At 59.9% G+C, this 26,125-nt stretch carries 26 protein-coding genes and 2 tRNA genes; 14 read left to right on the forward strand and 14 right to left on the reverse strand.

The window, feature by feature from the left end:
* Nucleotides 1-60: 60 nt before the first annotated feature.
* The gene (locus ACR0C9_RS03515) at nt 61-1,041 is read left to right on the forward strand and encodes a sterol desaturase family protein (protein WP_170451651.1); all 981 of its coding nucleotides are present in this window, start codon (nt 61-63) and stop codon (nt 1,039-1,041) included.
* Here ACR0C9_RS03515 and ACR0C9_RS03520 read toward each other — a convergent pair.
* Nucleotides 1,028-2,059, reverse strand: a complete 1,032-nt coding sequence (locus ACR0C9_RS03520) for a LacI family DNA-binding transcriptional regulator (protein WP_170451649.1) — start codon at nt 2,057-2,059, stop codon at nt 1,028-1,030. The two genes, ACR0C9_RS03515 and ACR0C9_RS03520, sit on opposite strands and share 14 nt — an antisense overlap.
* A gap of 135 nt (nt 2,060-2,194) precedes the next feature.
* Between ACR0C9_RS03520 and ACR0C9_RS03525 the strand changes: the two genes are divergently transcribed.
* From ACR0C9_RS03525 to ACR0C9_RS03575, 11 genes are all read left to right on the forward strand, one after another.
* Entirely contained in the window at nt 2,195-2,380 is a 186-nt protein-coding gene (locus tag ACR0C9_RS03525; protein WP_170451648.1) for a hypothetical protein, read from the forward strand.
* Between the two features lie 24 nt (nt 2,381-2,404).
* The gene (locus tag ACR0C9_RS03530) at nt 2,405-3,550 is read left to right on the forward strand and encodes a TRAP transporter substrate-binding protein (RefSeq protein ID WP_170451646.1); all 1,146 of its coding nucleotides are present in this window, start codon (nt 2,405-2,407) and stop codon (nt 3,548-3,550) included.
* Nucleotides 3,551-3,661: 111 nt separating this feature from the next.
* Nucleotides 3,662-4,174, forward strand: a complete 513-nt coding sequence (locus ACR0C9_RS03535; RefSeq protein WP_170451644.1) for a TRAP transporter small permease — start codon at nt 3,662-3,664, stop codon at nt 4,172-4,174.
* 11 nt (nt 4,175-4,185) lie between these two features.
* Nucleotides 4,186-5,514, forward strand: a complete 1,329-nt coding sequence (locus ACR0C9_RS03540) for a TRAP transporter large permease (RefSeq protein ID WP_170451642.1) — start codon at nt 4,186-4,188, stop codon at nt 5,512-5,514.
* 12 nt (nt 5,515-5,526) lie between these two features.
* Nucleotides 5,527-6,834, forward strand: a complete 1,308-nt coding sequence (gene hisD, locus ACR0C9_RS03545; protein WP_480780395.1) for a histidinol dehydrogenase — start codon at nt 5,527-5,529, stop codon at nt 6,832-6,834.
* Nucleotides 6,827-7,588, forward strand: coding sequence for an SDR family NAD(P)-dependent oxidoreductase (locus tag ACR0C9_RS03550; RefSeq protein ID WP_480780396.1), 762 nt, complete (start codon nt 6,827-6,829; stop codon nt 7,586-7,588). The genes hisD and ACR0C9_RS03550 overlap by 8 nt, the downstream gene beginning before the upstream one ends.
* Nucleotides 7,585-8,562, forward strand: coding sequence for an alcohol dehydrogenase catalytic domain-containing protein (locus ACR0C9_RS03555; protein ID WP_480780397.1), 978 nt, complete (start codon nt 7,585-7,587; stop codon nt 8,560-8,562). The genes ACR0C9_RS03550 and ACR0C9_RS03555 overlap by 4 nt, the downstream gene beginning before the upstream one ends.
* A 23-nt stretch (nt 8,563-8,585) precedes the next feature.
* Nucleotides 8,586-8,996, forward strand: coding sequence for a universal stress protein (locus ACR0C9_RS03560; RefSeq protein ID WP_170517663.1), 411 nt, complete (start codon nt 8,586-8,588; stop codon nt 8,994-8,996).
* 49 nt (nt 8,997-9,045) lie between these two features.
* Nucleotides 9,046-9,552: a sulfopyruvate decarboxylase subunit alpha gene (locus ACR0C9_RS03565; protein WP_480780398.1), complete on the forward strand. Its 507-nt coding sequence runs from the start codon at nt 9,046-9,048 to the stop codon at nt 9,550-9,552.
* The gene (gene comE / locus ACR0C9_RS03570) at nt 9,549-10,103 is read left to right on the forward strand and encodes a sulfopyruvate decarboxylase subunit beta (RefSeq protein ID WP_170451629.1); all 555 of its coding nucleotides are present in this window, start codon (nt 9,549-9,551) and stop codon (nt 10,101-10,103) included. Before ACR0C9_RS03565 ends, comE begins: the two co-directional genes overlap by 4 nt.
* Complete coding sequence (locus ACR0C9_RS03575) at nt 10,103-11,203, forward strand: alpha-hydroxy acid oxidase (RefSeq protein ID WP_480780399.1); 1,101 nt, start codon at nt 10,103-10,105, stop codon at nt 11,201-11,203. The genes comE and ACR0C9_RS03575 overlap by 1 nt, the downstream gene beginning before the upstream one ends.
* Before the next feature lie 11 nt (nt 11,204-11,214).
* Here the strand turns inward: ACR0C9_RS03575 and ACR0C9_RS03580 are convergent, their stop codons facing one another.
* Nucleotides 11,215-12,315, reverse strand: a complete 1,101-nt coding sequence (locus tag ACR0C9_RS03580; protein WP_480780400.1) for a Hint domain-containing protein — start codon at nt 12,313-12,315, stop codon at nt 11,215-11,217.
* Nucleotides 12,316-12,632: 317 nt separating this feature from the next.
* On the opposite strand from ACR0C9_RS03580, the gene ACR0C9_RS03585 reads away from it, so the two are divergent.
* Nucleotides 12,633-14,036, forward strand: coding sequence for an MATE family efflux transporter (locus ACR0C9_RS03585; protein ID WP_480581745.1), 1,404 nt, complete (start codon nt 12,633-12,635; stop codon nt 14,034-14,036).
* A 5-nt stretch (nt 14,037-14,041) separates the two neighbouring features.
* Here the strand turns inward: ACR0C9_RS03585 and ACR0C9_RS03590 are convergent, their stop codons facing one another.
* The 8 genes from ACR0C9_RS03590 to ACR0C9_RS03625 all read right to left on the reverse strand — a co-directional run bounded on the left by ACR0C9_RS03590 (nt 14,042) and on the right by ACR0C9_RS03625 (nt 21,593).
* A complete protein-coding gene (locus tag ACR0C9_RS03590; RefSeq protein WP_170734481.1) occupies nt 14,042-15,139 on the reverse strand; it encodes a M56 family metallopeptidase in 1,098 nt (365 codons plus the stop codon).
* Nucleotides 15,126-15,521, reverse strand: coding sequence for a BlaI/MecI/CopY family transcriptional regulator (locus ACR0C9_RS03595; protein ID WP_170451622.1), 396 nt, complete (start codon nt 15,519-15,521; stop codon nt 15,126-15,128). Before ACR0C9_RS03595 ends, ACR0C9_RS03590 begins: the two co-directional genes overlap by 14 nt.
* Before the next feature lie 65 nt (nt 15,522-15,586).
* On the reverse strand, nt 15,587-15,856 hold the full coding sequence (locus ACR0C9_RS03600; RefSeq protein WP_480626265.1) for a DUF2160 domain-containing protein: 270 nt from the start codon (nt 15,854-15,856) through the stop codon (nt 15,587-15,589).
* Nucleotides 15,857-15,996: 140 nt separating this feature from the next.
* Complete coding sequence (locus tag ACR0C9_RS03605; RefSeq protein ID WP_058280831.1) at nt 15,997-16,794, reverse strand: carbohydrate ABC transporter permease; 798 nt, start codon at nt 16,792-16,794, stop codon at nt 15,997-15,999.
* Nucleotides 16,791-17,654, reverse strand: coding sequence for a carbohydrate ABC transporter permease (locus tag ACR0C9_RS03610; protein ID WP_058280832.1), 864 nt, complete (start codon nt 17,652-17,654; stop codon nt 16,791-16,793). Before ACR0C9_RS03610 ends, ACR0C9_RS03605 begins: the two co-directional genes overlap by 4 nt.
* Nucleotides 17,651-18,727, reverse strand: a complete 1,077-nt coding sequence (locus tag ACR0C9_RS03615; RefSeq protein ID WP_480780401.1) for an ABC transporter ATP-binding protein — start codon at nt 18,725-18,727, stop codon at nt 17,651-17,653. The genes ACR0C9_RS03610 and ACR0C9_RS03615 overlap by 4 nt, the downstream gene beginning before the upstream one ends.
* A gap of 1 nt (nt 18,728) precedes the next feature.
* A complete protein-coding gene (locus ACR0C9_RS03620) occupies nt 18,729-19,778 on the reverse strand; it encodes an ABC transporter ATP-binding protein (protein ID WP_170630342.1) in 1,050 nt (349 codons plus the stop codon).
* Between the two features lie 75 nt (nt 19,779-19,853).
* The gene (locus ACR0C9_RS03625; protein WP_480780402.1) at nt 19,854-21,593 is read right to left on the reverse strand and encodes an ABC transporter substrate-binding protein; all 1,740 of its coding nucleotides are present in this window, start codon (nt 21,591-21,593) and stop codon (nt 19,854-19,856) included.
* A 542-nt stretch (nt 21,594-22,135) separates the two neighbouring features.
* On the opposite strand from ACR0C9_RS03625, the gene ACR0C9_RS03630 reads away from it, so the two are divergent.
* Nucleotides 22,136-22,915 (forward strand): DeoR/GlpR family DNA-binding transcription regulator, encoded by a 780-nt coding sequence (locus tag ACR0C9_RS03630; protein WP_480780403.1) that lies wholly within the window; start codon nt 22,136-22,138, stop codon nt 22,913-22,915.
* Between the two features lie 39 nt (nt 22,916-22,954).
* On the opposite strand, the gene ACR0C9_RS03635 is transcribed toward ACR0C9_RS03630, so the two are convergent.
* The 4 genes from ACR0C9_RS03635 to glpX all read right to left on the reverse strand — a co-directional run bounded on the left by ACR0C9_RS03635 (nt 22,955) and on the right by glpX (nt 26,055).
* Nucleotides 22,955-23,029 (reverse strand) — tRNA-Glu (locus ACR0C9_RS03635).
* A gap of 26 nt (nt 23,030-23,055) precedes the next feature.
* Nucleotides 23,056-23,130, reverse strand: a tRNA-Glu gene (locus ACR0C9_RS03640).
* 107 nt (nt 23,131-23,237) lie between these two features.
* A complete protein-coding gene (recJ, locus tag ACR0C9_RS03645) occupies nt 23,238-24,980 on the reverse strand; it encodes a single-stranded-DNA-specific exonuclease RecJ (protein WP_170517690.1) in 1,743 nt (580 codons plus the stop codon).
* A 94-nt stretch (nt 24,981-25,074) separates the two neighbouring features.
* Complete coding sequence (glpX, locus tag ACR0C9_RS03650) at nt 25,075-26,055, reverse strand: class II fructose-bisphosphatase (RefSeq protein WP_170630339.1); 981 nt, start codon at nt 26,053-26,055, stop codon at nt 25,075-25,077.
* Nucleotides 26,056-26,125 lie beyond the last annotated feature (70 nt).

Below are 26,125 nucleotides of genomic sequence, written 5' to 3' on the forward strand. Positions count from 1 at the left end.
CTTGGTGCAGAGCGTCGCTTCGTGCCACATTGGTCGGGTCATCGCACCGGGATCGCGCTTATGTCTGACGCAAAGCTTAAAGGCTGGAACCACATGCCCGAGGTTCCGATACAGGTCTCGCCCTTTTTCACCTGGCCGCTCAGGCCGGTTCGGATGCTGCGCTGGGTCTGGGACTCTTGGCTGCTGATCTCGGAAAAGCTGATTATCCTGCTGATTTCCTGCGCCTGTTACCTGTGGCTCAGCCCATCCTTGGCAGAGACGACGCAGTTGCAGTTCGGTTGGATCGCGCAAATCTACGTTCGCAATCTGGTGCTGATCTTTTGCATCGCCGGGCTGCTGCACCTGTGGTTTTATAGGTATTCGGCCCAAGGCGATCGGCTGAAATACGACCCCCGGCCCCTGATGCTGAAGGGTAAACAGTTCACTCTGGGCGGTCAGGTGCGGGATAATATGTTCTGGACGCTCGGTTCCGGTGTATTCTTCTGGACCGCTTACGAAGTGCTGATGTTCTGGTCGATGGCAAACGGCTTTGTCCCGTATGTCAGTTGGGCTGCAAACCCGATCTGGTTTGTTGCTATCTTCCTGCTGATCCCACTATGGGAGAGCTTTTATTTCTACTGGATCCACCGGCTGATCCACATTCCGTTTCTGTATAAACACATCCATTCTGTCCATCACAGGAACGTCAATGTGGGGCCGTGGTCCGGCCTGTCGATGCACCCGGCAGAGCATGCGATTTATCTGGGGTCCGTCCTGATCCATTTCGTCATCGGCGCGCATCCGCTGCATATTATCTTCCACCTGCAATATTACACGCTGACAGCGGTCACGACGCATACCGGGTTTCAGGGGCTGGTGATCAAAGACAAAAACCGGCTGGCGCTGGGCACGTTCCACCATCAAATGCATCACCGGTATTTCGAATGTAACTACGGCTCGCTCGAGATGCCGTGGGACAAATGGTTCGGCTCGTTCCACGATGGCACCGTCGAGGCGAACGAGCGGATGCAGGACAGGCGCAAGTCGATTACGGGGAAGTAGCTTGCGCTGGCCCCAGCGATTGGCGGGTGATTACGGTGGTGTCCAGACGCAGCGAAGTCCCGGCCGAGCGTGTCTCGATCATATCAATAAGCTCGGCGGCGGCCTTGCGGCCCATCTCTCGGTGGGGGACGTGCACGGTTGTCAGCGATGGGGTAATGATTCGCGCAAGCTCGATATCGTCAAACCCTGTAATGGAAACTTCATCCGGGATTGAGATACCCATTTTCTGCGCTTGCCGCACCGCACCAACGGCCAGCACGTCATTGCCGCACAACACGGCGGTCGGACGCTGGGGCAGGGACATCAGCCGCCCGAAGGCGTCGGCGCCGTTTTCGATTTCATAGGTCGTCTCGATCACCGACAGAGAGGTCTCGGGCAGGCCATTTGCCCGCATCGCATCCCGAATGCCCTCGATCCTGAACCGCGCCCGGTCATTGCCTTTGGTAAGCGCGGATATGGCGGCAAGGCGCGTGTGACCCAGTTTTATCACCTGTTCCGCCAGGGCCTGCATCGCCTGACGGTTGTCAAACCCGACCGACGGGGCGCTTTGGTTCGGGGCAAATGACCAGGCTACGACCACCGGAACTTTCTGCGTTTCCAGATAGTCGAAAATGCGCGGATCGCGGTCATGTCCGATCAGCAACAGCCCGTCCGCGCCGCGCGCGACAAGGGTGCGGATCTGTTCTTCCTCGGCTTCTGGCTGATAGGCGGAACTAGAGACCAGCAGGGTGTAGCCCTGGCTGTGAATTTCCTCCTGAAAGGCCTGTAACCCTCTGGCAAAGATCGCGTTTTCCATTGTTGGGATGATCGCGCCTATTGTGAATGAACGCTTGGCTGCCATGACACGCGCTGCGAAGTTCGGCGTATATCCAAGGTCTGAAACCGCCGTCATCACCCGGGCGCGGGTCGCTTCGACCACACGCTGCGGATTGTTCAGGCATCGCGACACCGTTGCCGTGGACACACCCGCCTTTTTGGCGACGTCATCCAGGGTTGGCGCGGAATGGGGTTTTGGCATCTTCAAACTCAGGTTTCGATTTCTCTTAACTCTACCCCGTTCCAAGCGCATGTGAAAGCATCAATGTAAGCGCTTGCATTTGTGATGTAAGCGCTTACAAATGGAGTTGGACCGATTCTATAAGGAGTCCCGGAAATGTTTCTTGCAGCCTCGATTGTCGTATTCGTCATCTACTTTGCGAATGTTGCGTTGGGTGCTTTCTCGAACGCAGCGTTTCTTGGGGATGTCGGAGAGATGTTGGTCCTGTTCGCGGCGTCGATCCTGTTCGTTGTCGCAATTCTGAAAAAGGAGGCCGACCGGGACACCGAAAACGGCGGCTGAATTTTTTGCTTGGGAGGGCAATTTATGAACAACGACAAGAACGAGCTGGCGTCCGCAGAACGTCGCAATTTTCTGAAACTCAGCGCCAGTGGGGCATTCACGGCTGCTTTGGTCGCAGGCGCAGGCGGGGTGCTTTGGTCGTCCGAGGCCGCAGCACAGACCGCCAAAGAAGAAAGCGAGCGGGAAAAGGCAGCCGATCATGTGATGACCATCGCAACGGCCTATGTGTTGGGCGCATCGCGCAGCTATCCGATCATGCAGCTGGACCTGAAGGAAAACATCCAGAACGCCACCAATGGTAAGGTTTATGTGAAACTGGCGCCGGGTGGTCAGTTGGGTGCAGGCGGCTCGCTGGTGCAGAAGGTGCAGGGCGGAACCATTCAGGCCGCGCAGCACTCGCTGTCGAACTTTGCGCCGTTTGCATCGACCGTCGACCTGATCAACATGCCGTATCTGTGTGGCTCGAACCAGCGGTTCACCAACCTGGTGCATTCCGACACCTGGAAAAACGAAGTGCATCCCAAGGTCGAGGCTGCGGGCTTCAAGGCGCTGTTCTATGTTGTCATCGACCCGCGCGTTGTTGCGGTCCGTCAAGGCGGCGATGCCGTTCTCACCCCGGGCGATATGAGCGGTATCAAGTTCCGCGTGCCGGGCTCGAAAATGCTGCAGCAGTATTACCGCATGGTCGGTGCCAACCCGACGCCGGTGGCATGGGGTGAGACCCCCTCGGCCATCAAGCAGGGCGTGGCGGATGCGCTTGACCCGTCCGTGGGCGCGCTGTTTGTCTTTGGCTTCAAGGACATCCTCAGCCATGTGACCTTTACCCAGGCGGTGCCGGACAGTCAGGTCTATTCCTGTAACCTGGAATGGTTCAACTCGATGCCCGCCGATGTGCAGGAAGGCATCATGTGGGGCTCGGAAATGACCAGCCACCAGAATCTGTCCAAGGTGCCTTCTGCGCGCGCCTATGCCATGGCGGAACTGAACAAGGCGGGCGTGCAGTTCCACTCGCTCAGCGACGATCAACTGGCCGAATGGCAGGACGCAGGCGGCTATCAGAACGCCGACTGGGATCCGTTCAAGACCGAGCTGGCCGGGTCGATGGACAACTTCGAGAAGCTTGTCGAAGCGGCCGGTACGCAGGGCAAATACTACGTCCACGACGCATAATGCGATCTAGGCGGGTGCGCTGCGGCGCGCCCGTTTGCTCCACAATAAGCAGCATATTTAAGCGGTTAGCGTGACTGCCTTCTGAAGTGCTGCCAAGAATTGGGACCGGACATGACTGTACTTCAGAAAATAGACCGGGATGCCGAGCGCTGGCTGCTGCTGGTGTTCTACGTGATGCTGGTCATCACCATGGCAATCGAGGTGCTGCGGCGCGAGATTTTCGCCTATTCCTCGATCTGGGGCGAAGAGATCGTCCGGTATTCCTTTATCTACCTCGCCTGGATCGGGGCCGCGGCCGCGGTCAAAGAACGCGCGCACATCCGCATCGATGTGGTCATGCATTACCTGCCGCAGCGGCCCAAGGCACTGCTGTATATCTTCGGTGATCTGGTGATGTTCGTTGTGGCGGTTATCGCGCTCTACTGGTCCTACGAGGCGGTGCATGTCTCGGCCAAGTTCGGATCGGTAACGGATGGTTTGCGGGTCTCGAAGGTCTGGTTCCTGATGGCCGTTCCAACTGGATTTGCGCTGATGATCTGGCGCTTGATCCAATCCCTGATGCGCGATCTGAAATCCCTTCGCGACGGTACCCCCGTCTTCGAAGGCGACAAGCTGTTTGACTGAGGAGACCCGCAATGCTTTGGAATTCCCTCAATCAAACCGTTGAACTTGGCTGGGATTTTTACCTGCCCGTCATTCTGTTCGTTGGCCTGATCGCCATGGCCGTGCCCGTTTGGGCCGCCATTGGCACCGCCGCGATCGTCATGCTGGTCATGTCCGGCGACCTGCCGCTGAGCCTTGTGGGCGAAAGCCTGTTCACCGGCATCGACGCCTTCGCCCTGACCGCCGTGCCGCTGTTCATTCTGACCGGCGACGTGCTGGTCCGCACCGGGTTGTCGCGCAAGTTTCTTGACGTGGCCGAGGCGCTGACCTGTTTCGCCAAGGGCGGCTTCGGCTCGGCCACCGTGCTGGTCTGCGGCATGTTCGCGGCGATCTCGGGCTCGGACGCAGCGGGTGCTGCCGCCGTGGGCCGGATGACGATCAACCGTCTGGTCGAAAGCGGCTACCCGCGCCCCTATGCCTGTGCACTGGTTGCGGCGGGGGCCTGTACCGGCATCCTGATCCCGCCGTCGATCGCCTATATCATCATCGGGCTTGTGCTGGGCATATCCGCCTCGACCCTGTTTTTGGCCGCACTTATCCCCGGTCTGGCCATTCTGGTCTCGATCCTCATCACCAACATCATCATGAACCGTCTCTATGCCTATGAGGGCGGCGGCATGATGACGATGGGTGAGTGGCTGGCCAATCTGGGCAAGGCCCTGAAATCCGGCTGGTATGCTTTCATCGTGCCGGGCATCATCTTCTACGGAATCTTCTCGGGCCGTTTGACGCCGACCGAGGCAGGGGCGACCGCAGTTGTCGTCACCATTATCATGGGCTTCATCCTACGCACGCTGACGCTGGCTGATTTCCCATCGATGCTGGTCAGCTCAGCCAAGGTGAACGGGGTGATCCTGCCGATCATCGCCTTCTCGGCCCCGCTGGCCGAGGCGCTGGCGATCATGGGCGTGCCGCAGGGCTTTGTGACATCCGTGACCAACCTGACCGACGATCCCTACCTGCTGATCCTGCTGATGATCGGCATCCTGATCGCCGCAGGCTGTGTGATGGAGACGACACCGAACATCGTGATCCTTGCGCCGATCCTGAAGCCGCTGGCAGACAATATCGGCATGAACGAGATTCAGTTCTGCATCATGATGATTACTGCGCTTGGCGTGGGTTTCATCACCCCGCCGCTGGGTCTGAACCTGTTCGTCGTTTCGGGCATTACCGGAGAGTCGATCCTGAAAATCGCCGCTCGCGCTGTGCCCTTTGTACTGACCATGCTGATCGTGGTGATCCTGATCGCCTATGTACCAGCCGTTTCAACCACTTTGCTTCCTGCAATCTACCAATAGGATCTGCTGAATATGCCGCGTGACTATTTGAAAAAGGCAACCCTGACGGCGCAATCGCATGCGTCCGAGGTTCACGATACGGTCAAGACCATTCTGTCCGATATCGAGGTGGGTGGCGATGCCAAGGCGCTGGAATACGCCGCGAAGTTCGACAAGTTCGAGGGTAACGTTCTGATGACTCAGGACGAGATCGACGCCGCCATCGCGCTGGTGCCGGAGAAGCTGAAGGCCGATATCCGCTTTGCCCATGACAACGTGCGCCGCTTTGCCGAAACGCAAAAGGCCACTGTGTCGGATGTGCAGACCGAGATCGTGCCGGGCGTTGTCGCGGGGCAAAAAGCCATCCCCGTGGATGCGGCAGGGTGCTATGTGCCCGGCGGGCGCTACAGCCACATCGCCAGCGCGATCATGACGGTGACGACCGCCAAGGTAGCCGGGTGCCGCCACATCACGGCCTGTTCGCCTCCGCGTCCGGGTGAGGGTGTGGCCCCTGCGATTGTCTATGCCGCGCATATCTGCGGGGCCGACAGTATTCTTGCAATGGGCGGTGTGCAGGGCGTGGCCGCGATGACCTATGGTCTGTTCGGCTTGCCACGCGCGAATATCCTTGTGGGGCCGGGCAATCAGTTCGTGGCCGAGGCAAAGCGTATTCTCTATGGCAAGGTCGGCATCGACATGATCGCGGGACCGACGGACAGCCTGATCCTTGCCGATAGCAGCGCAGATGCGCATGTGGTCGCGACCGATTTGGTCAGTCAGGCCGAGCATGGCTATAACTCGCCCGTCTGGCTGGTGACCGATGATCGTGCGTTGGCGCAAAAGGTGATGGAGCTTGTGCCCGCGCTGATCGAAGACCTGCCGGAACTGAACCGCGAAAACGCATCCGCCGCGTGGCGCGACTATGCTGAGGTGATCGTCTGTGCAGATCGCGAGGAAATGGCCGCATGTTCCGACGACTATGCGCCTGAACACCTGACCGTCCAGGCCGAGGATCTGGATTGGTGGCTGAACCGTTTGACCTGCTATGGTTCGCTGTTTCTGGGTGAGGAAACCACCGTGTCCTATGGCGACAAGGCCACCGGCACCAACCACGTTCTGCCCACCTCGGGCGCGGCCAGCTACACCGGGGGCCTCAGCGTCCATAAGTATATGAAGATCGTGACATGGCAGCGGGCAACGCGCGAAGGGTCCAAGCCTATCGCAGTCGCAACTGCGCGCATCTCACGACTGGAAGGGATGGAAGGCCACGCCCGTGCCGCTGATGTGCGGCTGGCCAAGTATTTCCCGGATGAGCAATTCGACCTGACCGCAGATGGATGACCCACGTTCGCTCTTTGACCTGACAGGGCGCGTGACCTGCGTCACCGGCGCAAGCTCGGGGCTGGGGCGACGGGTGGCTTTGGTACTGGCGCAGGCCGGGGCCAAGGTGGTCGGCGTCGCGCGGCGGGCCGATGCGTTGTCTCAACTATGCGATGAGATCGGGGCAAATGCTGCCGCAGTAACTGGCGATGTTGCGGATCGAGGGAATATGGGGGCTTTGGTCGCCGAAATCTCTTCCCCCTTCGGCCCGCCTGACATCATCGTCCACGCCGCCGGGGTGAACACGCGCGAGGCGGCGGATGATGTGACGGGGCAGGGATGGGATGCGACTCTGGCCCTGAACCTGAGCGCACCGTTTTTCCTCAGCCAGGCCATGGTGCCCGCGATGAAGGAAAAAGGCTGGGGCCGGATCGTGAACTTTGCCTCGCTGCAAACAACACGGGCCTTTCCGGGTGGCATCGCCTATGGCGCGACCAAGGCCGGGATCGGGCAGTTGACCCGCGCCATGGCCGAGGCATGGTCGCCGCACGGCATCACCGCCAACGCCATCGGGCCGGGGTTCTTCCCGACCGAACTGACGCAGGCCGTGTTCGACGACCCGGAGCGCGCCGCGCGAAACGCCGCACAGACTTGCATCCAACGCAATGGGCGGATGGAGGATATGGACGGGCCGATCCTGTTTCTGTGCTCGAAGGCCTCGGATTATGTCACCGGGCAAATCCTCATGGTGGACGGGGGGTTCACAGCGAAATGAAAGCGCTTGTCTATGAAGGTGTCGAACAGGTTGTGCATCGTGAGGTGCCGGATGCCGTGCCGGAATTTGGCGAGCATCTGATCCGGGTTGAGGCGGTTGGCATCTGTGGCTCGGACATGCATGCCTATCTGGGGCATGACGCTCGACGCCCCGCGCCGTTGATCCTGGGCCACGAAGCCGCAGGCGTGATTGTCGGCGGTCAGCGCGATGGCGCGCGCGTGACGGTCAACCCTCTGGTCACCTGCGGGGGCTGTCCCGCCTGCAGGTCGGGTCGGGAAAACCTGTGCCCAAACCGCCAGATCATTTCGATGCCCCCGCGCGAAGGGGCTTTTGCGCAATATGTCACCATGCCAGACCGCAATCTGGTCGAGGTGCCCGAGGATGTGCCGCTAGGCAAGGCCGCTTTGGCCGAACCTCTGGCGGTTAGCTGGCATGCGGTTCGGCTGGCCATCGCAGCGCTGCATCCGGCAAGCGAAAAGCGCGCCCTGGTGCTGGGCGGCGGCGCAATTGGGCTGGCCGCTGCGCTGGCGTTAACCGCGATGGGCGTCGAAGAGGTCACTCTGGCCGAACCGAATCCGGGGCGGCAGGACTTTCTGCTGAGGCTTGGCCTGCGCGTTGTCGACGGCGTCATAGGAACCTATCCGATCGTGATCGACGCGGTCGGCTTTGCAGCGACCCGTGCGACCGCCTCGGCCTGCGCCGAACCCGGTGGCGTTATAGCTCATGTCGGTTTGGGTGAGGATACGGGTGGCTTGGACATTCGCCGCATGACCCTGCAAGAGGTCACGTTCATCGGAACCTACACCTACACCGCCGAAGATTTCCGCCAAACGGCGCAGGCCATTTTCGACGGCCGTCTTGGCCAGCTGGACTGGACCGAAGCGCGACCCTTGTCCCAAGGCGCTCAGGCGTTTCGCGATCTGCGCTCTGGCGCGGTTGCCGCGCCAAAGATTATCCTGGACCCGTGGCAATAGACCGGGCTGAAAAGGAGTTTGATATGTATAAGAAAGTTCTTGTCCCGATGGCGCTGGATCACGGCATTTCGCAGCACACGCTCGAGGTTGCCCGCGCGCTGTCCGAAGAGGGGGCCGAGATCGTCGCCCTGCATGTCTACGAGATGCCGCAGGGCTCGGTCAGCGCATATCTCGACAAGGCGGCGGTCGCCGAAGGATTTCAGCGCGCCCGTCTGGAGTTGCTGAAAAAGGTCGAAGGGCTGGACGGTGTGACCGCTGAGATCGTGAAGGGCCACACCGCGCGGACAATCATCGACTATGCCGGCAGCAACGATGTGGATTGCATTGTCATCGGTTCTCACAAGCCCGACCTCAGCGACTATTTCCTGGGATCGACCGCGTCGCGCGTCGTTCGCCATGCCCCCTGCGCCGTGCATGTGCATCGCGGGGGCTGAATTCCTCAAACGCGCCTATCGCGCCCCAATCAGGACCAAAAGCCGGACCATGAACATAGACAAGAAGATCACTGACGATCTGGTGGCGAACGATATCTCGTTCGTGACCACCGTCCCCTGCAAGCAACTGGCCGGGGTGATAGAAGAGATCGACCAACGCGACGGCATCTTCCACATCCCGTCAAACAAGGAAGACGAGGGGATGGGCCTGTGCGCCGGTGCCTGGATGGGCGGCAAACGCCCGTCCATCATCATGCAGAACACCGCCATCGGCGTGACGATCAACACGCTGGCGACGCTGATCCAGTATTACCGGATGCCGCTGCCCATGCTGATCTCGTATCGCGGAGAGCTGCGCGAGCCTGTGGCCTGCCAGGTCGAGATGGCTGTGCACACCAAAGCGCTGTTGGCGCAGATGAACATCCCGACCTACCATTTCCACAAACAATCGGATGTCGAAGAGCTCGACATGATCCTGAAATACACCTTCATGTGCAACAAGCCGGTCGCCATCCTGACCGATGCCAATTTCTGGGGAGGCTATGGCGACCAATGATCCGTTCCGAGATTCTGAAAGAAATCGCCCCGATCCTGCGTGACCAACTGGTGGTCTGCAATATCGGTATTCCCAGCCAGGAACTGCACGCCATCGACGATCAGCCGACCAACTTTTACATGCTTGGCACGATGGGGCTGGCTTCGTCCATTGGTTTGGGGCTTGCGCTGTCGCAACCGAAACCGGTGATCGTGATCGATGGGGATGGCTCGATCCTGACCAATCTGGGCACGTTGCCGACCATCGCCAACAACGTGGCCGATAACTATGTCCTGCTGATTGTCGACAATGGCTCGTACGGGTCGACCGGGGATCAGCCGACCTACGCAGGCCAGAAGACCTCGTTGACGAAAATGGCACAGGCCGCCGGGTGCGAACGTGTGATTGAATGCGCCGCCGAAGACACGGGCCGCGTGCTGCAAGAGGCGCTGGATGCCAAGCAGATGACCATCATCGTCGCCAAGTGTGAAAGCGGCAATGCCAAGATGCCGGTTATCACCATGGATCCGGTGGTGATCCGCGACCGCTTTATGAAGGCCGTTCAGGCCTGATGGGCGCAAGCGCCATTCACTGCGCCGAAGACGCCCGCCGCCTTGCGCGGCGGCGTTTGCCTTGGATGGTGTTCGACTATATCGACGGTGCAGCGGGATCCGAGGTTGGGGCTGCGCGCAACCGCGCCGCAATGGATGCGATGACCCTGCGCCCGCGCATCCTGCGGGATGTGAGTGACCGTTCGCTTGAAAGCTTGGTTTTCGGCAAACCCTCGCAACGTCCCTTTGGCATTGCGCCCATGGGCATGTGTAACCTGTCCGGTCCGGGGGCCGACCTGATGTTGGCGCGGCTGTCTGCGCGTTATTCGGTGCCTTTGGGGGTCTCGACTGTGGCCTCAACGCCCATGGAAGAGATGCTGGACGTGTCCGAAGGCAACGCCTGGTTTCAGCTGTATTTCAGTGGCGATGGATCGGGGACAGCCAAGCTAGTGGATCGGGCCAAGGCGGCAGGTTACGAGACACTGGTCCTGACCGTTGACGTGCCCGAGGTCGGGCGCAGACCGCGCGAATTGCGGCATGGGTTCCGTATGCCGTTCCGGCTGGGCCCGCGTCAGTTTCTGGACTTTGCCCTGCATCCGCGCTGGTCCCTGTCGACCCTCGCGCATGGCAAGCCTCAGATGGCGAATTTCCTGATGGAGGGCTACACGTTCGACCGAACCGAAAGCCGCGCCAAAGCCGATTGGGACACTCTGGCAAGGCTCAGGGATCAATGGCCGGGGCATCTGGTCGTCAAAGGCGTTCTGGATGCCGAGGATGCAGTTGCTTTGAAAACAGCTGGTGTGGACGCAATTCAGGTCTCAAGCCATGGGGCCAGGCAATTGGAAAGCGCACCGGCCCCGTTCTCGGTTCTGCCCGACATCCGCGCGGCGGTCGGTGAAGACTATCCGTTGTTCTACGACAGCGGGCTGCGATCCGGCGAAGATGCGCTGAAGGCAATCCGGAACGGCGCTGATTTCACCTTTTTCGGGCGCATTCTGCAATTCGCCATAGCCGCCGGAGGCGAGGCGGGGCTGAACCAGCTTTGGCAGGTGCTGAGCGATGAGATGAGCATCGCCATGGCTCAGATCGGGGCGACACGGGTCGCGCGATCAGCCGAATAGGGCACCATGTATCAGACCAAGGACCGGTCGTTTTTGAGGTGCCGTTGCACCATGTTGCGGACCTGTCGGCCTTTCGACGGGATGCGCCGCGCAGAGTGTGCCACGTAGCCCGGCAGCCGTAGGAACGGGAACAATTCTAAGATTTCGGCGCGGGCGGCGGACGGCAGGCTGCGCATGGCTTGCGGACCGGTGAACAGGCTTTCTGACGGTGCACCTTCGGCAAAGACGACCTCATGCCGGTCAAACAGCATGTGGTAATAGGTGACCTTCCTTGCGGTGTCTTCGCAATCAATGCCCGGCAGTTCGGTCAGCATATGCGCAGGCACCAACACCTCGGCCGCGTCGAACATCCGCGTGGCGATGGGGGAGCGGACAAGCATCCGGTGCTGCGGCGATACAAGCAGATCGCGACGGGGCAAACCGCTGCCCAAAGCGCCAGCTTCAATCCGTATCGGCCTTAGCTTGGGTTTGGCGGCCAAAGCCGCCTGATCCAACTGGCACGCGCCAATCCAGCGGATGGGCTGATCACTGTGATCGGCAGTGCAGACCAGATCACCGGCGGACAGAGATTCAATCGGTTTTGGTCCCTCAGGGGTCGTGATCAGGGTGCCAGCGACAAAACAGGGCACGTCGATGATCGCGGTTGGATCTGACGTGTCAGGCGCGTTGGTTGGCGTGACATTGACCACCTGGATGTCATAAGTGACCCCCGGATCCAACGGTTCGGACGTGATGTAGCCAACCAGCGTGCCTTCGATTTCAACGGCATAAACCGTGATGTTGTCGCCACCGGGTACCGTCAGGATATAGGATTCCTCAAGATAGATGTCACCGCTGCCAAAAGTGGTCGAACCGTCCAGACTGGTCACAATACCTGTCTGTGTTGCGTCATCTCCGTTTTCGTTATTGAAGCGGTCCCCGTTGAAGATGGTGCCGTCATCCGGCAAAGGATTCGCGCCGTTCAGAATGGTGCCGCCTGCGTCGTCCTGAACATCAAAGACCCTGCGATCCGTGCCGGGGCTGTAGCTGGCCGCCAGTGTGATCGTATCCTGCCCGACAAAGTTCACTGAAATAACGTCCGGCGCGTAGCCGATATACGAGTAGTTCGCCATGACCTAACCCAAACCTCATCCCCTAACAAACCGCCCTGTCTCAATTCATTGATTAAGCCAGGGAGGTTGGCGTTCCCTTAACGGCACCAACCTGCGGCTGAGCTAGTGCGCCTTTGAGGCAATTTGTGGGCGCAGGCGATCAAAACTGGGTGAGGTGGCCAGAGTTTTGAAACGATCTGAAGCAGGTGCGCCAGTCCCCAAGTGATCAGACCCCTTTGGCGCAAAAACCTCACACAGCGGTTTCAGTTTGGATAAGGTGTTTCACATTGGGACCGTTTCGGAACACGATTGCAAAACCACAATAATGGGACAGAACCTTGGCCGATACTTCCCCGCGTGAGGCGGTGTTTCTGAACGGAAGCCTGATGCGGCATGTGACACGGATGTCACTGACAACCAGCATTGGTTTGATGGCGATTTTTGCCGTCGATTTCGTCGATATGGTTTTTATCTCGATGCTGGGCAATGACGCGTTGGCCGCAGCCGTCGGATATGCCGGGACGCTGCTGTTTTTCACCAACGCGATCAATATCGGCTTGTCTATCGCGGCCGGGGCGCTTGTCGCGCGCGAGCTTGGGGCAGGAAGGCCCGAACAAGCACGGCACTACGCATCCAGCGTGGCGACACTGGGCCTGATCGTCGGTTCAATTACCTCAGGTTTGGTATTGTTAAATATCAGCTTTTTGCTGTCATTGCTTGGCGCGGAAGGCGAGGTTTTGCGGCTGGCGACCCGCTATGTCTCGATCATTCTGCCAACCATGTGGGTTATGTCGATTGCCATGGCGGCAATGGCCGTTCTGCGCGCGCACGGGGATGCCAGACGGTCGATGATGGCCACGATCTATGGCGGGCTTGTCAACGCGGTGCTCGACCCGATCCTGATCTTTGGGGTTGGGCTGGGGCTGGACGGCGCGGCCATTGCCTCGGTCGTAGCGCGGGTGTGCATGTTGGCGGCGGCGTTGTGGCCCGCATTGCGCGTGCATCAGGGCTTTGCGCGCCCCTCGTTGAAACAGGTCGGGCGCGACCTTCGGCCCGTGCGTGCCATCGCGATCCCCGCTGTTCTGACCAATGTGGCAACGCCGATTGGCAACGCGATTGTCGTGCGTGAGATTGCGCAGTACGGGACAGATGCGGTCGCGGGTATGGCGGTGATCGGGCGGTTGTTGCCGGTGGCGTTTTCAGTGATCTTCGCGCTTTCTGGCGCGATCGGGCCCATCATCGGCCAGAATTTCGGGGCCGAGAAGTTCGACCGGGTTCGCGCGGCCTATCTGGCAGGGATCAAATTCACGGCGATTTATGTCCTGGGCATGGCCGCAATCCTGTTTTTGCTGCGTGCCCCCATTGCGGATCTGTTTGTGGCGCAGGGCGAGACCCGCGTGCTGATCTACCTGTTCTGCGGGCCGCTGGCCCTGGCGTCGTTCTTCAACGGGGTGATCTTTGTTGCCAACGCCAGCTTCAACAATCTGGGCCACCCGGTCTATTCCACATGGATCAACTGGGGCCGCCACACGGTTGGAACCTGGGTATTTGCGACCTTGGGCTCATACCTGGCAGGCGCGCCCGGAGTTTTGCTGGGTCAGGCGTTTGGCGGCGTCATTTTCGCCGTCATCAGTTGGGTGATGGTGATGCGCGTTGTCTCGGGCCTGCAAAGATCGCAAGCGATTGAGCCTTTTGCGGATCAAAACCGCCTCCACTCGCTGTTCGGGCGGCGAGGGTGGTAACGGCGTCAGTTGCCCTGATTGCGGGCTTCCAGCCGCTCCAAATTCACGACCGTTGACAGCATGATGCGATCATGGCTCCAGTCTCCGGTCTGTTGGATCGAAGCGGATCCCAAGGCCAACAAGGCCGCGAAGATCAGCGTCAGTCCCAGAAAGGCCACCGGCAAGGGCGCGGAAACGGTCGGAGTGTCGGTCAACGCGATGACCCGCTGTCGCAGCACGCGCTTGGCGTTTCCGCTTGTGACCATTGCGACATGCAACACACGGGGGCTGCCTTTGGCGACCGAACGTGCGCAGTAATCCAGCAAACACGTCGTGTAGTCCCTTGTATCAATCCGCTTGCGCGCGACAACCGACTGGTCGCAGGCCAGTTCACGCAGGCGGTCGAACTGGTATTTCAGGATTAGGTAGGCCGGGTTCCAGAACAGCAGGGGGCGCAGAAGTTCGAATCCCAACTCCCACTCGACGTCGCCTGCGCGGATGTGCTGAAACTCATGCGCCAGTGCAAATCGCAGCTCGCGCGGGGTGTCCAGAAGGTGACTGGGCAAGACCACGTGGCGGCGGCGCAGGCCGCGGACGGCGAAAGGAACGGTGATACGGTCGGACAGGCGGATATCGACCTTGTTGGATCGCCGCCAGAGAAAGCTGGACGTGACCGTGTCGCGGATCGCAAGCGCGTCGCGTGTGACACGCAAAGCCAGCAGGACAGCGACACACGCCAACAGGGCCAACAGCACGGTAACGGCAGAGGATTGACCGGACAGCACCAGATCGACCCAACGCTCGCGCGTGTTCAGCAACGCTTCGAACTGGGTCGCAGGCATCGCAATGTCGCCACGCAGATAGGCGGCCACCGCGATATCGCCAAGGGCAAACCCCCGATCAGGCCATGCCAGACTGGACAGTGCCGAAACGCCAAGTGCAAGGATCGGGCTGACCAGAACGCAAATACACAGCGCCTTGAACGCGCGCAGCTGCGAGATAAACCCGGTGCGCAGTGATGTGCGGGCCAGCGCCGCGCGGGCGATCAGCCAGATAAGGGCCGACAGGCCCAGCACGATGTTCATTTCCAGAAATGCGTCGAGTACCGGTTTAACCGCGGTCATTTTGCAGTCTCCTCTCTACCAGTGCTCGAATTTCCTCCAGATCGGTTTCGCTCAGACCTTCATCGTCGACCAGCCGGGCGACCAGTGAAGCGGGCGTGTTGTCAAACAGCGTCCGCGACAGGTTCTGAAGTGAGCGTGCCTGATACCTGTCCTTGTCCAGAAGCGGTCTGTAGATCAGGGTCTTGCCGTCCTTGCGGCTTTCGACAAATCCCTTTTCATCGAGAATACGCAGGATCGTGGCCCCTGATGTATAGGCCAGATTCCGTTCCGGGGGCAGGCGGTCCAATACATCCCGCACCGAGCCGTGACCAAGCGCCCAAAGCTCGTTCATGAACTCCAGTTCAACTTCGGTCAGCAGATTTGTTGTCTTTTTCTTACGCATCGATCTCGGTGTCGTCATGATTGGTCTGCCTGTCAGACAAGCATCCTTTCGCCGTTTCGCAAAGTCTAAACTTTCCAGAAGACGAAGATGCCCCAGCCGATGGACAGGAAAAGCGGGGTCCAGACCGGTTGGCCGACCAGCCCAAGCCAGGCGAGGAAGATATAGGCCGAGCCGAGAAGCGTGATGAACAGCCGGTCGCCCAGTGTGGTCGTCAGGCCCAAAACCCCGCGCCGCTCGACCCCGTCGCGGTATTTGAAGCCTTCCAGAATACCGATCAGGGCGATGGCCGAGAAGATGCCGACAAACAGGGCCAAGGTCGCCGGGGTCCAGGCCATCCAGAAATCGGGCCACAGGGGATCGGTCCACGAGAAGCCTTTTTCCTCTTGCTGGCCGACGCTGCCCCATCCGGATTGCTGGGCGAATGCCATGGTGGGCAAAAAGGGCAGGGTGAGAAGAAGTTTACGCATATCGAACCTCACACACGTCCCATCGCGAAACCGCGCGCGATGTAGTTGCGGACAAACCAGATGACGATGGCGCCGGGGATGATGGTCAGGGTTCCGGCGGCGGCCAGCAGACCTAACTCATACCCCGCGCTGGAGGCGGTGCGGGTCATCACGGCAGCGATGGGTTTGGCCTCGACCGCCGTCAGGGTTTTGGCCAGCAGCATCTCGACCCATGAGAACATGAAGCAGAAGAAGGCAGCGACGCCGACGCCCGCTTTGATATTGGGCAGGAAGATCGTCACGAAGAAGCGCGGGAAGGAATAGCCGTCGACATAAGCCGTTTCATCCAGTTCCTTGGGGATGCCGCGCATGAAGCCTTCCAAAATCCACACCGCCAGCGGCACGTTGAACAGCGTATGTGCCAGCGCCACAGCCAGATAGGTGTCGAACAGGTGGATCGACGAATAAAGCTGGAAGAAGGGCAGCGCGAAAACCGCCGCCGGGGCCATCCGGTTGGTCAGCAGCCAGAAGAACAACTGCTTGTCGCCCAGGAACCGATAGCGCGAGAACGCATAGGCCGCAGGCAGGGCCACACAGACCGACAACACCGTATTGATCGTCACGTAGATGATCGAGTTGATGTAGCCCCAGTACCATGTCGGATCGGTGAAGATGGTGATATAGTTCTCCAGCGTAAAGGTCTGGGGAAACAGGGAAAAGCCCGACAGGATCTCGTTTGTCGTTTTGAAGGACATCGCCACCAGCCAATAGATCGGCAGCATCAGGAACGCGATATAGAGGATCGGGATAAGGGACCGCTTCTTCATTGCGCGTCATCCTTTGTCATCAGAGTGTAGAAGACCCAGCTGACCAGCAGCGTGATGGCGAAATAGATCAGGCTCATCGCCGCAGCCGGGCCAAGGTCGAACTGTCCCAGCGCGATCTTCACAAGGTCGATCGAGAGCAGGGTGGTCGAGTTTCCGGGGCCGCCGCCGGTCAGAACGAAGGGCTCGGTATAGATGTTGAAACTGTCCATGAACCGCAGCAGCACGGCGATGGTCAGGACGGTTTTCATCTTCGGTAACTGAATGTAACGGAACACCGACCACGGGCTGGCGCCATCGATCTTGGCGGCTTGGTAATACGCATCAGGGATCGAGACGAGCCCTGCGTAACACAGCAGCACAACCAGCGAGGTCCAGTGCCAGACATCCATCACAATGACTGTGATCCAGGCCGAGATCGGCTGTTGCGTCATGTCATAGTTGATGCCCAGAACGTCGTTCAGGAAGTATCCCAGCAGGCCGATCTTGGGCAGGGTGAAGATGTTCCACATCGAACCGACCACGTTCCACGGGATCAGCATCGGCAGCGCCATCAGCACCAGACAAACCGGCACCCAGAAGCCTTTGCGCGGCATGGAAAGGGCGACGATGATGCCCAGCGGCACCTCGATCAGCAGGATCAGGAAGGTGAACAGGAACTGTCGCCCCAGCGCGGCCTGAAACCGGTCGGACCGCAGAATTTGCTCGAACCAGCCAAGCCCTTCCCAGAAGAACTGGTTGTTGCCGAAGGTTTCCTGCACCGAGTAGTTGACCACCGTCATCATCGGCACCAGCGCGTTGAACGCGACCAGTGCCAGCACCGGCAGGACAAAGAACCATGCCTTTTGGTTTTCCGTTCTCATTGCGCCCGCTCCTGAGTTGCGATCCAGCCGTCGCGGTAGACGCGGGATTGTTCGGGTTTGAATTGCAGAAAGACCTGTGATCCCGGTTCGGGAACCTCATGTTCCGTCACGGCCTTCAGCGCGGTGTTCCCGACCATCGCGCTGACCACATAGTGGCGGCCAATGTCGGAAACTTTGGTCACATGCGCCGGGATGCCGGTATCGCCAAAGCCTACATATTCTGGGCGAATACCCAGATCGGTGCGGCCACCGTCGCCGTGGGTCGGGCCTTCCAGTATGACCTCATGACCCTCGAACAGAGCGCGGTCGCCTTTCGCCTCGCAGGGCAGAACGTTCATGCCGGGCGAGCCGATGAAGTGGCCGACGAAGGTGTGCTGAGGGCGCTCGAACAGTTCAACCGGTGTGCCGATCTGCACCACCTCGCCGTCTTGCATCACCACGACTTCATCAGCGAAGGTCAACGCCTCGGTCTGGTCGTGGGTCACATAGATCATCGTGGCCTGCACGCGCTGGTGCAGTTCTTTCAGCTTCGACCGCAGCTTCCATTTCAGGTGCGGATCGATCACGGTCAACGGTTCATCGAACATCACCGCGTTCACGTCGTCGCGCACCAGCCCGCGACCCATCGAGATCTTCTGTTTGTTGTCCGGGCTCAGACCCGAGGCGCGGGTGTTCAGCATATCCGTAACGTCCAGCATCTCGGCGATCTCATCGACGCGGCGTTTGATGGTCGCCGGGTCAACACCCCGGTTTTTCAACGGGAAAGCAAGGTTTTCGCCAACCGTCATCGTGTCGTAGATCACCGGAAACTGGAACACCTGCGCGATGTTGCGCTGATCGGGCGGCAGGGCGGTTACGTCCTGACCATCGAACAGAATCTGCCCCTCAGACGGCGTCAGCAGGCCCGAGATGATGTTCAGCAATGTGGACTTGCCGCAGCCCGACGGGCCAAGCAGCGCATAAGCCCCACCGTCCCGCCATGTGACGTCGATTTCCTTCAACGCATAATCTTCCGGGCCTTTCGGCGCGGGCATATAGCTGTGTCGCAGGTTTGAAAGCTTGATCTGAGCCATGTCACGCGACCCTTTGGCCGTCTTGGCCGAAATACCGGCAATGCGCCGGGTTCATGTAGAAACTGTGATCTTCGCCCACCTGATAAGGGTGAACACCGGCCGCAAGCGACACCCAGGCATCCTCGCCATGCTGGAAATGTGCGCTGGAATCCGAACCCGACAGTTCGGTCACGATCACCCGGCCCGTCAGCTCAACATCCGCGTCAGAGGTGCGGAACGGCGTGACGCGATGCGGGCGCACGGCGACGGCGTAGTCTCCATCCGCCATGCCCGAGACATTCCAGCGTCCGCCGCCTTCCAATTGCGCCATAGCGCCTGTCACTGTGACCCGACCTACATTGATTGGCGGGTCTGAAAACACGCGCGCTGCGGCGATGTTTTCGGGGTTGCGGTAAATGTCGGCGGTGGGGCCGAACTGAGTGACCCGGCCATCCTCCATCAGCGCGGTGTAACCGCCTAGCAGCAACGCCTCTTCGGGTTCCGAGGTGGCATAGACCACCACGGCACCGCGACCGGCGAACAAGTCGGGCAATTGCTCGCGCAGTTCTTCGCGCAGCTTGTAGTCGAGGTTCGCCAGTGGCTCGTCCAGAAACACCGCGCGGCTTTCCTTAGCAATCGCGCGCGCTAAGGCGGTACGCTGTTGTTGCCCGCCCGACAGCTCATGCGGGCGGCGGTGCAGCATGGGGCGCAGTTGCAGCAGGTCGGCAGCCTCTTCGACGCGGCCCTCGATCTCGGACTTTGCCATGCCCGCCACGCGCAGGGGCGAGGCGATGTTGTCAAACACGCTCATATGCGGGTAATTGACGAAAAACTGGTGCACCAGACTGATCTGCCGCTTCTGCGTGTTCAGCCGGGTCACATCCTGCCCATCCATCAAAACCTTGCCCGAGGCGATCGGGTCCAGCCCGGCCATCATCTTGATAAGCGAGGTCTTTCCCGAGCCGGTCGCGCCCAGCAGCACGTTGAAATGGCCGGTTTGCAGCGTCAGGTTGGTAGGCTTGATATGGATGACGTTGCCGACCCGTTTGGTCGCGTCTTGTAGTTCGATCATCGGGGAAACTCGTGGGGAATTCTGGTGGGTATTCCGGGGGTAGGCCGGGCTGAAGCCCGGCCTACGATGTTGCGTTTACTGGGACTGCCAGCGCTGAACCAGTTCGTCATAGTTGACGGTCTGACCCTGCGGCTTTTCGTTCTCCAGCTTCGCCTTGGGCGAACCGGCCTTTTCCAGCCAGAAGGACGGATCCTGCGGCTCGTTCAGGCGGGGGCCACAGCCGCCGTAGACATTGGCTGCTTCGTCCGCCGCCTGCATCCGGGACATGGTGATGTCCATCTCTTCGGCCAGACGATCCATCGCCTCTTGCGGAGTGAAGGCGCCCGAGTTCACGTCACCAATCTGCTGCCACCAGATCTGGGCCAGCTTCGGATAATCCGGCACGTTGATGCCGGTCGGCGACCAGGCCACACGGTCAGGCGAGCGATAGAACTCGACCAGACCACCCAGCTTGGGTGCGCGTTCGGTGAACGACTCGTGATTGACCGAGCTGTCGCGGGTGAAGGTCAGACCCACGTGGGATTTCTTCACATCGACAGTTTTCGACGTCACGAACTGAGCGTACAGCCATGCCGCCTGAGCCCGATCCGACGGGGTCGATTTCAGGAAGGTCCATGACCCCACGTCCTGATAGCCAACCTTCTGGCCTTCTTCCCAATAGGGGCCATGCGGGCTGGGCGCCATCCGCCATAGCGGCGTGCCTTCGTCGTCGACAGTATTGTTGCCTTCGGACTTCGGCTTGACCATGTCGGCGGTAAAGGCGGTGTACCAGAAGATCTGCTGCGCCACGTTGCCTTGGCTAAGCGCAGGCAGCGACTGGTAGAAGTCATAAGACGCCGCACCCGGAGGGGCGTAAGCCCGCAGCCACTCATCCCATTTGCGGATCGCATAGACCGCAGCCGGACCGTTGGCCGCACCACCGCGCGACACCGAAGCGCCGACCGGATTACAAGTGCCCGCTTCCATGCGGATGCCCCATTCGTCGACGGGAACGCCGTTCGGCTCGCCCACGTCACCGGCACCGGCCATCGACAGCCATGCGTCGGTCATACGCCAGCCCAAGTCAGGCGCGCGCTTGCCGTAGTCCATGTGGCCATAGATCGCCACACCGTCGACTTCCTTCACGTCGTTGGTGAAGAACTCGGCGATGTCTTCATAGGCCGACCAGTTGACCGGAACGCCCAGATCATAGCCGTATTTCTCTTTGAACGCGGCTTTGTTGGCTTCGTCATCGAACCAGTCCTTGCGGAACCAGTAGAGGTTCGCAAACTGCTGATCCGGCAGCTGATACAGGTTGCCATCCGGGCCAGTGGTGAACTGAATGCCCATGAAGTCATCCAGATCCAGCGTCGGTGAGGTTGTCGCCGCCCAGTCGCCGCCCATCTGTTCGGTGAGGTTATAAGCCAGTTGCAGGCGCGAGTGGGTGCCGATCAGGTCGCTGTCATTGACATAGCCGTCATACAGGTTTCGGCCGGTCTGCATCTGGGTTTGAACGGCCTGAACCACTTCGCCCTCACCAAGTATCTGATGATTGACCTTGATACCGGTGATTTCCTCGAACGCTTTGGCCAGAACCTCGGATTCATAGGAATGCGTGGGGATGCTTTCCGACAGAACGTTCAGTTCCATTCCGGCATAGGGTTCGGCAGCTTTGATGAACCACTGCATTTCCGCCATCTGTTCGTCTTTCGACAAGCTGGACGGCTGGAACTCATCATCGATCCAACGCTGTGCTGCGGCTTCGTCGGCCCAAACGGGACCGTGCCCCGCAATGACGGCAGCCGCCGCCACTGCGGAAAGTAGATGTCTCCGCATCTGTCTCCTCCCAAAGATTATGGTTGTCCGGCGCTAACCGGATGGCGCTCAGCATCAGCGATTTTTTGCATATGTGTCAAACTAAATTTTTAGTAAATGAGGATCGGAGAGGAATTCGGATGCGAACCCCGCGCCGTTTCTTGGTTCGCATCTTGTATCTAAGTAATTGTAAAGTAATATTTAAAAAGCGCAATCAACCTTGGGATACGTGACGCGTTCGCGTGAGAATAATCGATGCCTTGAACCCATATGCTCTGAAATTCTGTTCCGAAGACCGACGGCGATACACCTTATATGCGGCTGTTTTTGGCTCATTTGGCGGACACTGTTTTTAGGGGCCAATTACACGCTCGCAGCCCTACGGCGCAGCCAGAATCGCGATTCGCCCCCAATGCCAAGGCAATGGCCCCCTCATAGTACCGATCCACGCTGTTGCCCGAATAACCAACCCTGCCAGAGATCGCAGTGCGAATTGTAAATCTGCTGGATTTGCCGGCTCGGCTTCGTAGTTTGTACGCCAGTTTGATTTTTCGGAGCCGACCTTGAAAAAGCCCGTCCTCAATACCCATCGCGAGCTTGAACTGCTGGACGCCCTGAAACGTCTTGGCGGGACGGCCCGGAACTCGGAACTGGCCACGATGTTGAATGTCTCCGAAGAGACGGTGCGTCGTACGATCAAAGCCTTGTCCAGCGCCGGCACAGTCGAACGCGTTCATGGCGGTGTTTATCTGGCGGGGGCACAGGGCGATCCCGGATTTTTCCGCCGTATTTCGCAACATGCTGACGAAAAACGCCTCATAGCGCAGCATGTCGCGCGGATGGTCAGGGACCGGATGACAATCTTTCTGGACGTCGGATCGACGACCGCTTTTGTGGCAGAGGAACTGCGCCATGCCGAGAACCTGACCATCGTGACAAACTCAATCGTGGTGGGGCTGACCCTGGTGGGCGTCAATGGCAACCGGGTGCATTTGTTGGGGGGCGAGATGCAAAGCGACGAACGGGGAACATTCGGCCACGTGGCGCACCGGCAGCTGCAGCGTTATGCCTTTGACCTTGCGATCCTCAGCACCGACGCGATTTCGGACAGCAAAGGGTTTTTGTATCAAAGCCTTGGCGAGGCGGATCTTGCATCCGTCGTGGTGCAGAATGCGGATCAGGTTGTGATGGCGGCAGCGCATTACAAATACGACGTATCGGCACCCTATGTGGGCCCGGATCCGCGTCGGGTTCACACATTGGTAACGGACAAAGCCCCGGACGGAGCGCTGGCCGATCAGATCGCAGAATGGGGCATAGACATGCAAATCGCGTCTGCCTGAGCCATCGCAGCTGTTTTCGTTCGCGATATAGGAAGGAAATGGCAGCCCGTAGGGGAATCGAACCCCTCTTTCCAGGTTGAAAACCTGGCGTCCTAACCGATAGACGAACGGGCCACTGGGTATTGGCGCGCAAGCAAAAATGGCAGCCCGTAGGGGAATCGAACCCCTCTTTCCAGGTTGAAAACCTGGCGTCCTAACCGATAGACGAACGGGCCACGCTGGCTTGTGGAGGGCCTTTTACGGTTTCACCCCGACCCCCGCAAGCCGAAAAATGCAGGGATGCGAAAGTTTTTTGGTGGCTTGAAACAGACCGGAAATCCGTTCAATTGGCCTCCGCCGCATCCTCAAGCCGAAGCTGTACGTTTTGACGACCACCCCAGGAATTTACTTCGAGCCGACCGGCAAAATGAAACCGCGCGCCGCCGTGGTTCGAAAGCCTCTCGCCCAAGGGGCCGTCGAATGCCCCAAAGGCGATGGCGTCCAACCCGCTGCTCAGCCCGTCGGACAGGGAAAGTTTCAGATGCGACTCGCCCACGCGCTTGGCAAACCGTACCTGCAGATCGGGCATGGCATAGCGTGGGGCAGGGGCGCTGGCCCCGAAAGGTCCAGCCTTTTCAATCTGTTCGATCAGGTCTACGGTGGCTGCGCCGGGCATCAGGGCTCCGTCCAGTTTCAGGTCCGCCGGGCCGCCTTGCCCGGCACCCTGTTTCGCCAGCAATTCCGACAGACGCGCCATCGCCGGTTCCAGTTGGTCCCGCATCACGGTCAGCCCCGCCGCCATTTTGTGGCCGCCGCCTTTGACCAGCAGCCCCTCGGCCGCCAGCCGTTGGATCGAGGCCCCCAGATCAACGCCCGACACCGACCGACCCGAGCCCTTACCCTCATCGCCGTCAAAGCCGATCACGATGGCTGGGCGGTTCGCGGCTTCTTTTAGGCGCGAGGCGACAATGCCGACCACACCAGGATGCCAGCCCTCGCCAGCGGCCCAAACCAGCGGCGCGTCCAGTCCGCGTTCCTCAGCCTGTTCCAGCGCTGCAGCACGCACGGCATTTTCAATGTCACGTCGTTCGGAATTCAACGCATCCAGTCGCTGTGACAGGGCCTCGGCCTCGGTCATCGAGTCGGTGCTGAGCAACCGCGCACCCAGATCGGCCTGACCGATGCGCCCGCCCGCATTGACCCGAGGCCCCAGCAGAAATCCTAGGTGATAGCTGTTGGGGGCGGAATCCATCCGCGCGACATCCGACAGGGCAACAAGACCGGGCCGTTGTCGCCCGGCCATGACCTTCAACCCCTGCCGTACCAAAGCCCGATTGGCCCCGATCAAAGGGGCCACATCGGCGACGGTGGCCAGAGCGACGAGATCCAGCAAAGACACCAGATCCGGTCCCTGCGCCCCAGCTTCGCGCATTTGCCGCCCGGCCTCAACCAGCATCAGGAATACGACACCAGCCGCGCAGAGATAGCCCAGATCGCCGCTTTCGTCCTGACGGTTCGGGTTCACCACAGCGACACAGTCAGGCAGGGTCTCACCGCCCAAATGGTGATCCAGAACGATGACATCCGCGCCTTGGGCCGCCGCGATCGGCTCATGACTCAAAGTGCCGCAATCAACGCAAATGATCAGATCATGCCGCGCCGCCAATTCCTGCATGGCGGGAACATTCGGCCCATACCCCTCATCAATCCGGTCGGGCACATAAAGCGTCGCCTGCAACCCCATCTGACGTAACCAAACCAGCAGCAAAGCTGCCGAACTGCCGCCATCTACGTCATAGTCCGCGAAAACCGCGATCCGCTGTTTGTCCCGAACAGCTTTCAGAAACCGCGCCGCCGCAACTTCCATATCCTTCAAGCTGCGCGGATCCGGCAACAGCTCTTTCAGTTTCGGCTCCAGAAACCCAGCCGCCTCCATCGGGGGAACACCGCGCCGCGCCAGAACCTGACAAACCGCGCGCGGCAGGTCGGCTTGTTGGGCCAGCATCTCGGTCGCGCGCTCAACTTCGGGTGAGGGGCCCACCCAACGCCGCCCCGTCAAAGATTGCTCCACCCCAAGAAAACCCATCGCGCCCCTCATGTGCCAAGGCCGGACCCTTACGGACCCGGCCTCTTCATCTTTTCACAAATACTCTCGCCGAAGGCAGCGGCGCAAGCCGCTATCAAGTGTCGTGCGACCACATCGGCGTTCGGTAGGACATACGCCGAACCGAGCCAGTTTTCGAGCGCATCAGCAGCGTCGTGGTCTCAACCCAACCCGGCTCACGCTTGATGCGCGGCAGCAGCGAGCCTCCGGTCACGCCGGTCGCGGCAAAGATCACATCTGCGGTCACCATTTCATCGCGCGCATAGACGCGGTCCAGATCGGTGATGCCCGCTTTGGCCGCACGGCCACGTTCGTCATCATTGCGGAACAGCAAGCGGCCAAAAATCTGACCCCCCATGCATTTCAGCGCGGCTGCGGCCAAAACGCCCTCGGGCGCGCCGCCTTGACCCATATACATGTCGATGCCGGTCACTTCGCTTTCGGCGCAATGCATCACGCCCGCCACGTCACCATCGGTGATCAGGCGGATCGAGGCTCCGGTTTCACGCACTTCGGCAATCATCGCCTCGTGGCGCGGGCGTTCCAGAATGCAGACGGTGATATCGGCAGGCTCGCAGCCTTTGGCCTTGGCCAGGGCCTCAACACGCTCACGCGGGCTCATGTCCAGATTAACGACCCCTTCAGCGTAGCCCGGACCCACGGCCAGCTTGTCCATATAAACATCCGGCGCGTGCAGCATCGACCCGCGCGGACCCATGGCGATCACGGTCAGCGCATTGGGCATGTCCTTGGCCGTCAGCGTGGTGCCTTCCAGCGGGTCCAGCGCGATGTCCACTCCGGGGCCGTTCCCGGTGCCGACCTCTTCGCCGATATAGAGCATCGGAGCTTCGTCCCGTTCACCTTCGCCGATGACGACCACGCCCGCGATATCCAGCAGGTTCAACTGCTCGCGCATCGCGTTGACCGCGGCCTGGTCGGCAGCTTTCTCGTCACCGCGCCCCACCAGCGAGGCCGAGGCAAGCGCCGCCTGTTCTGCAACCCGCGCAAGTCCCAATGACAACAGGCGGTCGTTAAAATCGATCTTGGCAGCACTCATGCGATGTATTCCTTTGGTCGGCAATGACGGTACGTCTGGCATAGCCTGCACGAGGCGCAGGCCGCAAGGG

The sequence above is a fragment of the Ruegeria sp. C12 genome (assembly GCF_056537745.1).